General features: G+C 70.3%; 12 protein-coding genes. 9 read left to right on the top strand and 3 right to left on the bottom strand.

Annotated features, from left to right (window positions below; genetic code table 11):
- The first annotated feature begins 215 nt into the window (after positions 1-215).
- The 5 genes from AC07DA_RS35870 to AC07DA_RS35850 all read left to right on the top strand — a co-directional run bounded on the left by AC07DA_RS35870 (position 216) and on the right by AC07DA_RS35850 (position 6,237).
- Positions 216-1,070: a siderophore-interacting protein gene (locus AC07DA_RS35870; protein ID WP_479132448.1), complete on the top strand. Its 855-nt coding sequence runs from the start codon at positions 216-218 to the stop codon at positions 1,068-1,070.
- A gap of 167 nt (positions 1,071-1,237) precedes the next feature.
- Positions 1,238-2,680 (top strand): lysine decarboxylase DesA, encoded by a 1,443-nt coding sequence (desA, locus tag AC07DA_RS35865; RefSeq protein WP_479132447.1) that lies wholly within the window; start codon positions 1,238-1,240, stop codon positions 2,678-2,680.
- Positions 2,664-3,941: a lysine N(6)-hydroxylase/L-ornithine N(5)-oxygenase family protein gene (locus AC07DA_RS35860; RefSeq protein ID WP_479132446.1), complete on the top strand. Its 1,278-nt coding sequence runs from the start codon at positions 2,664-2,666 to the stop codon at positions 3,939-3,941. The genes desA and AC07DA_RS35860 overlap by 17 nt, the downstream gene beginning before the upstream one ends.
- Entirely contained in the window at positions 3,938-4,468 is a 531-nt protein-coding gene (locus AC07DA_RS35855; protein ID WP_479132445.1) for a GNAT family N-acetyltransferase, read from the top strand. Before AC07DA_RS35860 ends, AC07DA_RS35855 begins: the two co-directional genes overlap by 4 nt.
- A complete protein-coding gene (locus AC07DA_RS35850) occupies positions 4,465-6,237 on the top strand; it encodes an IucA/IucC family protein (protein ID WP_479132444.1) in 1,773 nt (590 codons plus the stop codon). Before AC07DA_RS35855 ends, AC07DA_RS35850 begins: the two co-directional genes overlap by 4 nt.
- Positions 6,238-6,295: 58 nt before the next feature.
- Here AC07DA_RS35850 and AC07DA_RS35845 read toward each other — a convergent pair whose 3' ends face one another.
- Positions 6,296-7,900: a beta-N-acetylhexosaminidase gene (locus AC07DA_RS35845; RefSeq protein ID WP_479132443.1), complete on the bottom strand. Its 1,605-nt coding sequence runs from the start codon at positions 7,898-7,900 to the stop codon at positions 6,296-6,298.
- Positions 7,901-7,980: 80 nt separating this feature from the next.
- Here AC07DA_RS35845 and AC07DA_RS35840 point away from each other — a divergent pair, with 80 nt between their 5' ends.
- The 3 genes from AC07DA_RS35840 (at position 7,981) to glmS (ending at position 11,293) form a co-directional block, all read left to right on the top strand.
- Positions 7,981-8,865 carry a DUF4429 domain-containing protein gene (locus AC07DA_RS35840; RefSeq protein ID WP_479132442.1) on the top strand — a complete coding sequence of 295 codons (885 nt, stop codon included), beginning with the start codon at positions 7,981-7,983 and terminating at the stop codon, positions 8,863-8,865.
- A gap of 340 nt (positions 8,866-9,205) precedes the next feature.
- Complete coding sequence (locus AC07DA_RS35835; RefSeq protein WP_031130491.1) at positions 9,206-9,463, top strand: hypothetical protein; 258 nt, start codon at positions 9,206-9,208, stop codon at positions 9,461-9,463.
- A 12-nt stretch (positions 9,464-9,475) separates the two neighbouring features.
- The gene (gene glmS / locus AC07DA_RS35830) at positions 9,476-11,293 is read left to right on the top strand and encodes a glutamine--fructose-6-phosphate transaminase (isomerizing) (RefSeq protein ID WP_479132441.1); all 1,818 of its coding nucleotides are present in this window, start codon (positions 9,476-9,478) and stop codon (positions 11,291-11,293) included.
- 200 nt (positions 11,294-11,493) lie between these two features.
- On the opposite strand, the gene AC07DA_RS35825 is transcribed toward glmS, so the two are convergent.
- Together AC07DA_RS35825 and AC07DA_RS35820 are read right to left on the bottom strand one after the other, a co-directional pair.
- A complete protein-coding gene (locus tag AC07DA_RS35825; RefSeq protein ID WP_479132440.1) occupies positions 11,494-12,054 on the bottom strand; it encodes an acetate uptake transporter family protein in 561 nt (186 codons plus the stop codon).
- 147 nt (positions 12,055-12,201) lie between these two features.
- Complete coding sequence (locus tag AC07DA_RS35820) at positions 12,202-12,729, bottom strand: universal stress protein (RefSeq protein ID WP_031114250.1); 528 nt, start codon at positions 12,727-12,729, stop codon at positions 12,202-12,204.
- 308 nt (positions 12,730-13,037) lie between these two features.
- Here AC07DA_RS35820 and AC07DA_RS35815 point away from each other — a divergent pair, with 308 nt between their 5' ends.
- Positions 13,038-13,370: a hypothetical protein gene (locus AC07DA_RS35815; protein WP_479132439.1), complete on the top strand. Its 333-nt coding sequence runs from the start codon at positions 13,038-13,040 to the stop codon at positions 13,368-13,370.
- Positions 13,371-13,833 lie beyond the last annotated feature (463 nt).

The following is a 13,833-nucleotide window of genomic DNA, read 5'->3' as shown; positions in this document are numbered from 1 at the left end:
CGGTCCGGGAGTAACGGCTCGATCCGCGCCCACTGCGCGTCAGTCAACGGCACAACCGGAACAACGACCGACTGATCCAAACGAAACTGCCTAGGCGCTCGGCGCCGCGGCGGCGTTGCCCGGGGTCCGCGCTGCGGGCCCCGTGCGGCCGCACGCCGCTCCCCGCGCCCCGAGGGGCGCACCCCCACACCTGACGACGACTCAGGAGCCCGCCCATGACCACCGCCGTGGCCGCACCGTTCCGCTTCTTCTCCCTCCAGGTCGCGCGGACGAGGCGGCTCGGGCCGTCTCTGGTCCGTGTCACCTTCACCGGGCCCGATCTGCACGCCTTCCACTCCGACGGCCGCGACCAGTCGCTGTCGCTGTTCCTGCCGCACCCGGGGCAGCCCGAGCCGGTCGTGCCGCTGGAGCTCGGGGACGGCTGGTGGCAGGGCTGGCGCGAACTGCCGGACGACGTACGGGCCGTGATGCGGTCGTACACGCTCCGCGCGCTGCGCCGCGACCCGGACGAGATCGACATCGACTTCGCCCTGCACGGCATCGAGCCGGGCGCCGGCGTCCAGGCCGGTCCGGCCTCCCGCTGGGCCGCCCGGGCCGCCACCGGGGACCGGGTGCTGCTGCTCGGCCCGGCCGTCGCCGACAACCGTGCCATCCGCTTCCGGCCGCCCGAGGACACCGATCTCGTGGTCGTCTGGGGCGACGAGACCGCCGTGCCCGCCGCCTCGGCCATCGTCGAGTCGCTGCCCGCCGGCACCCGGGCCCGGGTCTGGCTGGAGGTTCCGCGCGCCGGGGACATCCAGGACCTGGTGACCGAGGCCGACGCCGAGATCACGTGGCTCGTCCGGGAGCGGGAGGGCGACGCGGGGTCCCCCGTGGCCCTCGACGCCCTCCGCGCGGCCCGGCTGCCGTCGGCGGAGCGCCCGTACGTCTGGATCGCCGGCGAGTCGGGCTGCGTGAAGGAGCTGCGCCGCCACTTCGTGCGCGAGCGCGGGATCGACCGGCGGCGGGTCACCTTCGTCGGCTACTGGCGGCGCGGCGTGACCGAGGAGCAGCTGCGCGCCGAGGGATAGCCGTCGCCCCTTCCCCGGCCCACGAAGCGTCCAACGGGACCTGAGTGACCACGGTCACGGGAGAGGCGGCCCTCTCGAGATCCAACTTAGGTTAGGCTAACCTAAGTTTAACGCGGAGCAGCTCGCTCCTGTCCCGCACCGGACTGTCCCCACCGGAGGACCCCCACATGCGCTCGCACCTGCTCAACGACACCACCGCGGAGCAGTACCGCCGCTCCGTGACCGAAGGAGTCGAGCGGGTGGCCGCCAAAATCGCCGCCACCGACCGGCCGTTCACCGGCGTCACCGTCGACGCCCTCGCTCCCCGCATCGACGCGATCGACCTCGACCAGCCGCTGCACGACACCACCGCGGTGCTCGACGAACTGGAGGACGTCTACCTCCGGGACGCGATCTACTTCCACCACCCGCGCTACCTCGCCCACCTCAACTGCCCGGTCGTCATCCCGGCCGTGCTGGGCGAGGCCGTGCTGTCCGCCGTGAACTCCTCGCTGGACACCTGGGACCAGTCGGCCGGCGGCACGCTCATCGAGCGGAAACTGATCGACTGGACCACGGCCCGCATCGGTCTCGGCGAGAACGCCGACGGCGTGTTCACCTCCGGCGGCACCCAGTCCAACCTCCAGGCACTGCTGCTCGCCCGCGAGGAGGCCAAGACCGAGGACCTGGCGAAACTGCGCATCTTCGCCTCCGAGGTCAGCCACTTCAGCGTGAAGAAGTCCGCGAAGCTCCTCGGTCTCGGCCAGGACGCCGTGGTGCCGATCCCCGTCGACCACGACAAGCGCATGCAGACCGTCGCCCTCGCCCGGGAGCTGGAGCGCTGCGCGCAGGACGGCCTCGTCCCCATGGCCGTCGTCGCCACCGCCGGCACCACCGACTTCGGCTCCATCGACCCGCTGCCCGAGATCGCCGAGCTCGCCGCGCAGTACGGCACCTGGATGCACGTCGACGCCGCCTACGGCTGCGGCCTGCTCGCCTCGCTCAAGCACCGCGACCGCATCGCCGGCATCGAGCGCGCCGACTCGGTCACCGTCGACTACCACAAGTCCTTCTTCCAGCCGGTGAGTTCCTCGGCCGTGCTGGTCCGGGACGCCGCGACGCTGCGCCACGCCACGTACCACGCCGAGTACCTGAACCCGCGCCGCATGGTGCAGGAACGTATCCCCAATCAGGTGGACAAGTCCCTGCAGACCACCCGCCGCTTCGACGCGCTCAAGCTGTGGATGACGCTGCGCACCATGGGCGCCGACGGCATCGGGCAGCTCTTCGACGAGGTGTGCGAGCTGGCCCGGGAGGGCTGGAAGCTGCTCGCCGCCGACCCGCGCTTCGACGTGGTGGTCGAGCCGAGCCTGTCCACCCTGGTCTTCCGCTACATCCCGGCGCACGTCACCGACCCCGCCGAGATCGACCGGGCCAACCTCTACGCCCGCAAGGCCCTGTTCGCCTCCGGTGACGCCATCGTCGCGGGCACCAAGGTGGGCGGCCGCCACTACCTGAAGTTCACCCTGCTCAACCCCGAGACGCAGGCGTCCGACATCGCCGCCGTCCTCGACCTGATCGCCGGCCACGCCGAGCAGTACCTGGGAGAGTCCCTTGACCGCGCGTCCTGACAACCCGACCGGAACCCATGACTTCGTGGGCATCGGGCTCGGCCCCTTCAACCTCGGCCTGGCCTGCCTGACCGAGCCCATCGCCGAACTCGACGGCGTCTTCCTGGAGTCGAAGCCCGACTTCGAGTGGCACGCGGGGATGTTCCTCGACGGCGCCCACCTGCAGACGCCGTTCATGTCGGACCTGGTCACCCTCGCCGACCCCACGTCGCCGTACTCCTTCCTGAACTACCTGAAGGAGAAGGGCCGGCTGTACTCGTTCTACATCCGGGAGAACTTCTACCCGCTGCGCGTCGAGTACGACGACTACTGCCGCTGGGCCGCGAACAAGCTGAGCAGCATCCGCTTCGGCACGACGGTGACGCAGGTGACGTACGAGGACGGCGTCTACGTCGTGCGCACGGCGGCCGGGGACGTGTTCCGCGCCCGCCACCTGGTCCTCGGCACCGGCACCCCGCCGCACATCCCCGCGGCGTGCCGGGGCCTGGGCGGCGACTTCATCCACAACTCCCGCTACCTCCAGCACAAGGCGCAGCTGCAGAAGAAGGACTCCATCACCCTGGTCGGCTCGGGCCAGTCGGCCGCCGAGATCTACTACGACCTGCTCGGCGAGATCGACGTCCACGGCTACAAGCTGAACTGGGTCACCCGCTCCCCGCGCTTCTTCCCGCTGGAGTACACCAAGCTCACGCTGGAGATGACGTCCCCCGAGTACGTCGACTACTTCCGCGAGCTGCCCGAGGCCACCCGCTACCGCCTCACGGCCGAGCAGAAGGGCCTGTTCAAGGGCATCGACGGCGACCTGATCAACGAGATCTTCGACCTGCTCTACCAGAAGAACCTCGGCGGCCCGGTCCCGACGCGGCTGCTCACCAACTCCTCGCTGAACGCCGCCCGGTACGACAACGGCACGTACACGCTCTCCTTCCGCCAGGAGGAGCAGGAGAAGGACTTCGAGCTCACCTCCGAGGGCCTGATCCTGGCCACGGGCTACCGGTACGCCGAGCCGGAGTTCCTCAAGCCGGTCCGCGACCGCCTGCGCTACGACTCCCGCGGCAACTTCGACGTGGCCCGCAACTACGCCATCGACGTCACCGGCCGGGGGATCTTCCTGCAGAACGCCGGTGTCCACACCCACAGCATCACCAGCCCCGACCTGGGCATGGGCCCCTACCGCAACGCGTACATCATCCGCGAGCTGCTCGGCACCGAGTACTACCCGGTGGAGAAGACGATCGCGTTCCAGGAGTTCTCGGTATGACCTTCACGTTCCGCCCCCTCGACCCGCTGAAGGACGCCGAGCTCCTGCACGCCTGGGTCACCCACCCCAAGGCCGCCTTCTGGATGATGCAGGACGCGAGACTGGAGGACGTCGAGCGCGCCTACATGGAGATCGCGGCCGACGAGCACCACCACGCCGAGCTCGGCCTCCAGGACGGTGTCCCCGCCTTCCTGATGGAGAAGTACGACCCGGCCCACCGCGAGCTGGTGGGCCTGTACGAGCCGCAGCCGGGCGACATCGGCATGCACTTCCTCACCCCGCCGACCGACACGCCCGTGCGCGGCTTCACCCGGTCCGTCATCACCGCCGTGATGGAGCACCTCTTCGAGGACCCGGCCGTGCGGCGCGTCGTCGTCGAGCCCGACGTCGGCAACAAGGCCGTCCACGCCCTGAACGAGGCCGTCGGGTTCGTACCGGAACGCGAGATCCAGAAGCCCGAGAAGCGCGCGCTGCTCAGCTTCTGCACGCGCGCACAGTTCCTGGCCGCCCGAGGAGTAGCCGTATGACCCTGTCCGACGCCGTGGCGCATCTGTCCCCCCACCGCTGGGCGCGGGCCAACCGCCTCCTGATCCGCAAGGCGCTCGCCGAGTTCGCGCACGAGCGCCTCATCACGCCGGAGGCCACCGCCGAGGGCACCTACGTCGTCCGCAGCGACGACGGCCTGACCCGGTACACCTTCGCGGCGACGGTCCGCGCGCTCGACCACTGGCAGGTCGACGCCGAGTCGATCACCCGCCACCGGGACGGTGCCGAACTCCCCCTCGCCGCCCTGGACTTCTTCATCGAGCTGCGGAAGTCCCTCGGCCTGAGCGACAGCATCCTGCCGGTCTACCTGGAGGAGATCTCCTCCACCCTGTCCGGCACCTGCTACAAGCTCACCAAGCCGAAGACCACGGCGGCCGAGCTGGCCCGCGCCGACTTCCAGACCATCGAGACGTCGATGACCGAGGGCCACCCCTGCTTCGTGGCCAACAACGGCCGGCTCGGCTTCGGCATCCACGAGTACCTCTCGTACGCCCCCGAGACGGCGAGCCCGGTCCGGCTCGTCTGGCTGGCGGCCCACCGCTCGCGGGCCGCGTTCACGGCCGGCGTCGGCATCGAGTACGAGTCCTTCCTGCGCGAGGAGCTGGGCGGGGGGACCGTCGAACGCTTCCACGGCGTCCTGCGCGAGCAGGACCTGGACCCGGCCGACTTCCTGCTCATCCCGGTGCACCCCTGGCAGTGGTGGAACAAGCTCTCCGTCACCTTCGCCGCGGAGGTCGCCCGCAGGCACCTGGTGTGCCTGGGCGAGGGCGACGACGAGTACCTGGCCCAGCAGTCCATCCGCACCTTCTTCAACCGGACGAGCCCCGGGAAGCACTACGTGAAGACGGCCCTGTCCGTCATCAACATGGGCTTCATGCGCGGTCTGTCGGCGGCCTACATGGAGGCCACGCCCGCGATCAACGACTGGCTGGCCCAGCTCATCGAGGGCGACCCGGTGCTGAAGTCCACGGGCCTGTCGATCATCCGCGAGCGCGCGGCGGTCGGCTACCGGCACCTGGAGTACGAGCAGGCCACCGACCGCTACTCGCCGTACCGCAAGATGCTGGCCGCGCTGTGGCGGGAGAGCCCGGTGCCGTCCCTCCGGGAGGGCGAGCAACTGGCCACCATGGCCTCGCTGGTCCACGTCGACGACGAGGGCGCCTCCGTCGCGGGCGCGCTGATCGAGCGGTCGGGCCTCGCCCCCACGGAGTGGCTGCGCCGCTACCTCCAGGCGTACTTCACCCCGCTGCTGCACAGCTTCTACGCCTACGACCTGGTCTTCATGCCGCACGGCGAGAACGTCATCCTCGTGCTGGAGGACGGGGTGGTGCAGCGGGCGATCTACAAGGACATCGCCGAGGAGATCGCGGTCATGGACCCGGACGCGGTACTGCCGCCGACGGTCGAGCGACTGCGCGTGGAGGTCCCGGAGGACAAGAAACTCCTGTCGATCTTCACGGACGTCTTCGACTGCTTCTTCCGCTTCCTCGCGGCGAACCTGGCCACCGAGGGCGTCCTCCAGGAGGACGACTTCTGGCGCACGGTCGCGGAGGTCACCCGCGCCTACCAGGAGTCGATGCCCGAGCTGGCCGACAAGTTCGAGCAGTACGACATGTTCGCCCCCGAGTTCGCCCTGTCCTGCCTGAACCGCCTCCAGCTCCGCAACAACGAGCAGATGGTGGACCTGTCGGACCCGTCGGGCGCCCTCCAGCTGGTGGGCACCCTGAAGAACCCGATCGCGCAGTTCTGACCCTGGACGGACAGGCACCCCGGAGTACGGTCCTCCGGGGTGCCTGTCATCGCCTGCGTCACCGCCCGGCGGCCCCCCACGGCACCTGCGGCGACCGGTACCACCGAATCCCCAGGGCATCCCACCGCTCGGCCTGCGCGGCAAGCCGCACCTTGTACCGCTCCCAGTCGTGGGAAGAGGCCGGCGACCAGCCCAACTCGGCCACGCCCGGCAGGCGCGGGAACGCCATGTACTCGATGTGCGCGGAGTTCTCCAGGGTCTCCGACCACATCGGCGCCTCCACACCCCGCACGGCACCGGCGGGCACCCCGGGCAGGTACGCCCCCGGGTCCCAGTCGTAGGACCGCTGGACCTCGACGTACCCCGCCCAGGACAGTCCCAGCGGCGTGTCCTTCGTGTACTTCATGTCGAGGTACACCCGGTCCGCCGGGGACAGGATCAGCCCCGTGCCGCTCTGCGCGGCCTTCACGACCTGCGCCTTCTCCTCCGGGCTCGTGCGGTCCAGCCCCCAGTACTGCGCGAGCGCGCCCTTCGCCGGAGCCGCCCCGGTCAGCTGGTGCCAGCCGACGACCGTCTTGCCGTACTTCGCGACGACCGGCTGCACCCGGTCCATGAACTTCACGTAGTCCTCGTGACTGGTGGAGTGCGCCTCGTCGCCCCCGATGTGCAGGTACCGGCCCGGGGTGAGCGCCGCCAGCTCCCGGATCACGTCGTCCACGAAGTCGTACGTGATCTCCTTGCCGACGCACAGCGAGCTGAAGCCGACCTCGGTCCCGGTGTACAGCGGCGGTGCCACGCCGTCGCAGTTCAGCTCGGCGTAGGAGGCCAGGGCCGCGTTGGTGTGGCCGGGCATGTCGATCTCGGGGACGACCTCCAGGTGGCGGGAGGCGGCGTAGCGCACGATCTGCTTGTACTGCGCCTTGGTGTAGTAGCCGCCGGGGCCGCCGCCGACCTCCGTGGAGCCGCCGTAGGTCGCCAGGCGCGGCCAGGAGTCGATGGCGATGCGCCAGCCCTGGTCGTCGCTGAGGTGCAGGTGCAGCTTGTTGAACTTGTAGAGGGCGAGCTGGTCGATGTACCGCTTGACCTCGTCGACGGTGAAGAAGTGCCGGGAGACGTCGAGCATGGCACCGCGCCAGCCGTAGCGCGGGCTGTCCTCGATCGTGCCGCCGGCGACCAGCCAGGGGCCGGGCTGCACGGTGTCCTCCTCGACGGCCGCGGGCAGCAGCTGGCGCAGGGTCTGCACGCCGTGGAAGAGGCCCGCGGGGGTCCTGGCGCTGATCGTGAGGGAGCGGGCGTCGCTGTTCAGGCGGTAGCCCTCGGGGCCGAAGTCGCCGTGCGCGAGCCGCAGCTGGATGCCGCCCCGGCCGTGCGCGGTGACCGGCAGGCGGTAGCCGGTCGAGGGCCGCAGCAGGTCCGCGAGGTACTCGGCGACGCCCCGCGCCTCCCGCGTGCCGTCGACGCGGATGTGCGTGGAGCGGGTGATCCGGTACGGGGCGCCGCCGGGCTCGGCCGAGGCCGGTGCGGGGACGACCCGGTCGAGCGGGGTGGGGGCCGCCGCCCGGGCCGGAGCGGCCTGGGTGACGCCGACGCCCACCGCGACGAGCAGCAGGGAGCCGAGAAGGCGAAGTGTTCTGTGGCGCTGTCTGACAAGACCGTCTCTCACAAAACCGTCCCTTCCGTGAGCCGTTGAGCTCCAAGAGGTCTGGACCACTATCCCGGGACTTGGGTGAAACAATCCACCCCATGGCGGAAATCATCCAGAAGGACGGCTCGTGGATCTTCGACGGCGACGCCCTGCGGCTGACGCCGGGGCGGGACAAGAACGTCAGTCTGCTGCGCAGGGAACTGGGTGAACTCATCGTCCCGCTAAGGGCGTTGGCGGGCATATCGCTGGAGCAGGGCAAGCGGAGCGGCCGGCTGCGGCTGCGCCTGCGGGACGGCGCCGACCCACTGCTGCACGCGACCGGCGGGCGGCTCACCGAGCCCCACGACCCCTACCAGCTCATCGTCGAGTCCGACCGCTACGGGGTCGCCGAGTACTTCACGGACGAGGTCCGCAACGCGCTGCTGCTGGACCAGGTGCCCTCCGGCCCGGTCACCGAGTACCTGCTGCCGGGCCCGGCCGTACCGCTGTCGGTCTCCGCGGGGGACGGCACCGCGAGCTTCGACGGCGAGCGCATCCGCCTGGAGTGGAACTGGAAGACGGAGGACGCCAAGGCCGCCGCCGGCACCCGCACCCTCGCGCTCGCCGACGTCACCGGCGTGGAGTGGCACCCTGCGGCCGGCCTGGAGAACGGCTACCTCCGCTTCGCCGTGCGCAACGCGCCGACCAAGACGCCGCCCAAGTACGACCCCAACGCGGTGGAGCTGTGGGGCTTCAAGAAGGACCCGCTGATGGCGCTGGTCGCCGCGGCGGTCCAGGCTAGGCTTCCGCACCCGGCCCGGGCCGCCGCCGACGGCCCGGCGGACGCGCGGCCGGAACTGCCCTCTCCTCCGGCCACCTCCGCCGGGGACGACCACGACGCCCTGTTGCGCCGGCTGCGCGAACTGGGTGACCTGCACCGCACGGGGGTGCTCACGGACGACGAGTTCGCGCTGGCCAAGCAGGCGGTCCTCAAGCGGATGTAGCCCCCCGGGCGGGGAGCCGTGCGGGCGTCACTTCGCCCGGCGGGCCACCGTGAAGTGGTCCACCCGCGCGCCGCTCTCGGCGATCCCGCGCACCGTCAGGGTGGCGAGGTGCCTCCTCGGCCCATGCGCCCGGCGAGCCGCTCGGGTACGCCATACGAGGAGTGTCCATGGCGACCAGGAATCGACGCCTCGGGCAACGGGACGCGGGACGTCCGGTGGACGCCTCACGAACAGGCCCTCATGGCCGGTTCAACGTTCTCCCAAGGAAACCCCACAGGCGCCTGCCCGAATCCGGGCAGGATTCTTGCGAAAGGGCCGTCGGTGCCGCAGGATCTAGCGAGTGCACGACGAACTCGTTGATCATCTGACGCGGTCCACCGCCCTCAGCCGGGGCGAGGCGCTGCGCGTGATCCAGGACGTGCTCGCCTACTTCGACGAGACGACCGAGGAGTACGTCCGTCGCCGCCACCGCGAGCTCCAGGCCCAGGGCCTGGTCAACGCGGCGATCTTCGAACGGATCGAGGCGGACCTCAAATACCGCGCGGTGGCCCCGCCGGAGCTCTCGCTCCGGCAGCTGCGGCGCATCGTCTACGGCTAGGAATACGTATACATGTGCGGAATCGTCGGTTACATCGGGAAGCGCGACGTGGCGCCCCTGCTCCTGGAGGGCCTGCAGCGCCTGGAGTACCGCGGCTACGACTCCGCGGGCATCGTCGTCACCTCCCCGAAGACCTCCGGCCTGAAGATGGTCAAGGCCAAGGGCCGCGTGCGCGACCTGGAGGCCAAGGTCCCGGCCCGCTTCAAGGGCACCACCGGCATCGCCCACACCCGCTGGGCCACCCACGGCGCCCCCTCCGACGTGAACGCCCACCCGCACCTGGACGCCGAGGGCAAGGTCGCCGTCGTCCACAACGGCATCATCGACAACGCCTCCGACCTGCGCCGCAAGCTGGAGGCGGACGGCGTCGAGTTCCTCTCCGAGACCGACACCGAGGTCCTGGTCCACCTCATCGCCCGCTCGCAGGCGACCAAGCTGGAGGACAAGGTCCGCGAGACCCTCCGGCTCATCGAGGGCACCTACGGCATCGCCGTGATGCACGCCGACTTCCCGGACCGGATCGTCGTCGCCCGCAACGGCTCCCCGGTCGTCCTCGGCATCGGCGAGAAGGAGATGTTCGTCGCCTCCGACATCGCCGCGCTGGTCGCCCACACCCGCCAGATCGTCACCCTCGACGACGGCGAGATGGCCACCCTCAAGGCCGACGACTTCCGCACCTACACCACCGAGGGCACCCGCACCACCGCCGAGCCCACCACCGTCGAGTGGGAGGCCGCCTCCTACGACATGGGCGGCCACGACACGTACATGCACAAGGAGATCCACGAGCAGGCCGACGCCGTGGACCGCGTGCTGCGCGGCCGCATCGACGACCGCTTCTCCACCGTGCACCTGGGCGGCCTGAACCTGGACGCCCGCGAGGCCCGGCGCATCCGCCGCGTGAAGATCCTCGGCTGCGGCACGTCGTACCACGCGGGCATGATCGGCGCCCAGATGATCGAGGAGCTGGCCCGCATCCCCGCCGACGCCGAGCCCGCCTCGGAGTTCCGCTACCGCAACGCGGTCGTCGACCCCGACACCCTCTACGTCGCCGTCTCCCAGTCCGGCGAGACCTACGACGTGCTGGCCGCCGTGCAGGAGCTCAAGCGCAAGGGCGCCCGCGTCCTGGGCGTGGTGAACGTGGTCGGCTCGGCGATCGCCCGTGAGGCGGACGGCGGCATCTACGTGCACGCCGGGCCGGAGGTCTGCGTCGTCTCCACCAAGTGCTTCACCAACACCACGGTCGCCTTCGCCCTGCTCGCCCTGCACCTGGGCCGCACCCGCGACCTGTCGGTCCGCGACGGCAAGCGCATCATCGAGGGCCTGCGCAAGCTGCCCGCGCAGATCGCCGAGATCATGAAGCAGGAGGAGGACGTCAAGAAGCTGGCCCAGCAGTTCGCCGAGGCCCGCTCGATGCTCTTCATCGGACGCGTCCGGGGCTACCCGGTGGCCCGCGAGGCGTCCCTGAAGCTCAAGGAGGTCTCGTACATCCACGCCGAGGCCTACCCGGCCTCCGAGCTCAAGCACGGCCCGCTGGCCCTGATCGAGCCGGCCCTGCCGACGGTCGCGATCGTCCCCGACGACGACCTGCTGGAGAAGAACCGCGCCGCCATGGAGGAGATCAAGGCCCGCAGCGGCAGGATCCTCGCGGTGGCCCACCAGCACCAGGAGAAGGCCGACGAGACGATCGTCGTCCCGAAGAACGAGGACGAGCTGGACCCGATCCTGATGGGCATCCCGCTCCAGCTCCTCGCCTACCACACGGCCCAGGCCCTCGGCCGCGACATCGACAAGCCGAGGAACCTGGCCAAGTCGGTGACGGTGGAGTAGGGGCCTTCCTCTCAAGGGGCGCGGGGCCATATCGACAGGGCGCGGGACCGTATCGATATGCGGCTCCGCCGCGTGGGCGCGACAAGCCCCCACGAACCCGCACGGGCCAGCGAACGAAAACGGACCCCCACGTGCTGCCACCACGCACGGGGGGGTCCGTCTCATCGCCGGGGAGCCGCCCAACTCCCCAGCCGGCGCAGCTAACCGGTGGCCGTCACACCCCGGCCCGCAGCGCGTCGCGGAAGGGCCGTCGGCCAGTGCGCCAGCGCCGCGGTCGCGGCGTACCAGGCCACCGCACCCGCGGCGACGGCGAACCAGCCCGAGACCTTCGCGAGCCCGTCGTTCTCCGCGAACGCGGCGATCGCGAGAAGCAGCAGCGACACGAAGAACAGCCCGTACACGCCCCGCCCGAGCTGGTCCCCGCCCGCCAGCGTGAGGGACAGCGCCACGAGGGCGAACAGCAGCAGGAACAGCCCCGCCTCGTTGCCGGAGGCGGTCTCGGTCACGGCCCAGGTGAACCACAGCGCCCCGAGCACCGAGAACGCCGTGCCCCCGGCCGCGTCACCCTCGCGCAGGGCCAGCAGGCCGGCGACGAAGAGGGCGACTCCGCCCACGTACTGGGCGATGGACGCGGCGTCAGCGGCTGACACACCGTCGAGCACGGCGGTGTTGCCCAGTCCGAAGGCCAACACGGTGATTCCGAGGGCGAGTCGACCGGCCACGGTCGTGATTCCGCTTCCCGCGGAGACGTCTTTGTCCACGGCGGGCTCCCTTCGTGCAGGTGCAGTGGTGCGGTGTTCCGTATATGCCCTTCACAAGGGCACAAACACCTCTACGCGTGAGTAGATTCACGCGTCGCGCAAGGGAGTTGGCGCACGGCGGTCCGCCCGCGCCGGGGAATCGGGGAATCAGGGAATGACGACGACGGGCCGCTGCGCCCGCTTGGCGAGCCGCCCCGCGACGGATCCGAAGATCCGCCCGACGATGCCGTGGGTCGACCCGACGACGATCGCGTCGGCCTCGTACTCGCGCCCGACCTCTTCCAGTTCGTGGCAGATGTCGCCGCCGCGCTCCACCAGGATCCACGGCACCTCGGCGAGGTAGTCCGCACAGGCCAGCTCCAGACCGAGCACCTCGGTGCGGTGGTCCGGCACGTCCACGAACACCGGCGGCTCGCAGCCGGCCCACACCGTGGTCGGCAGCCGGTTGGCGACGTGGACGATGATCAGGCCCGACCCGGAGCGATGGGCCATGCCGATCGCGTACGCCAGGGCGCGCTCACTGGACGTGGAGCCGTCGAAGCCGACCACGACCCCGTGCTTGAAGGCGGGATCGCAGGAATGGCGTGGTTCTTCCGCCGCCAGGGGCTCGGCCGCCGTGGGATCGGCGACGGGCCGCTTGCGGTCCGCGGGTTCGAAGAATTCGTGACCGGCCATGGCTGTCTCGGCGTTGTGATCCTTTAATGGGTGGGACAACAGGGTGCGGCGGAGCTGTGTCCGGGAATGGTCTTCCCAACCCCATACCCCCAAGGGTACGGCGGCACGCCTCCTTAGCCCAGACCCCGCCCGCCGTGCGTGCGGGTTCCAGGGAGCATGCACGAGGCGACGCCCGTAACGCAATGGTTGCTGCGCTGTACAGGCGGTTCGCACAGGATTCACTTACCCGTGGGGGTGATCGGGTCACGGAGTGACCGACGTCCCGGCCGCGCGTTGAACTCCGTGAGCCACACCACAGGGAGCACACCATGCCCGGACCCCGTCCCGCCTCCGAGGCGGGCCGCGCCACCCCGCCGCCGCGGGACGGTGTGACGGAGGTGGTCCGCTGGGCGGCCTTCAGCTGCCTGCTGGTCCCGGTGGTGCTCCTCGCCTACGGCACCTCGCTCGCCGGCGCCGTCGGCACGGCCCTCGGGCTCGCCGCCGTCACGGGCGCCTGCCGGGTCCTGCTGCGCCAGTCGGAGCGCGGCGCCGCCCGGATGGCCGCCGAGGACCGGGCGCCCCACCGGGGCCGTCGCCACCGCACCGGAACGGGGTCACACCGGGGCGGACGGCACACTGGAGGGGATACACCGGTCGGTTGACCGGTTTCCGTGCACGCGCACGTCGGTTTTCAGCCAACTTCCGGCACCCCCGCATCCCCCTGCCGAAACACCCCCCTCCCCCCGTTCGACCTGCACGGAAAGGGCCTCAAGGGGTCTGCGCACCCTACGTGGATTGGCCACCGCGACGAGGCGCACTTCCCTGCACGCCCCACGAGTGCAACGCTTCGTGATCGAATGCTTCACGCCAAGTTGCCAAGTCGACAATGTGCCGAGTGCCTAACCGGCCACCTCGGCACGACGGCACACAGTAGATTCGATCTTGACTGTCTACGGCGGGGGACTCGTGCAGGACCGAGGGGAAACGTGCAGGAGCGACACAACCGAGGAGCCGCGACCACCGAGGGGGGCTTAGACGTCGTCTCATTTGGTGAGTCTGCGGTAGCAGATGAGGCTGCAGGCGATGGCCGTGAAGGCCAGGAAGTGCTCGGCCTTGCGTTCGTAG

This window comes from Streptomyces sp. NPDC044921 (genome assembly GCF_056432865.1).
This window is presented reverse-complemented; position numbering and strand designations above follow the sequence as displayed.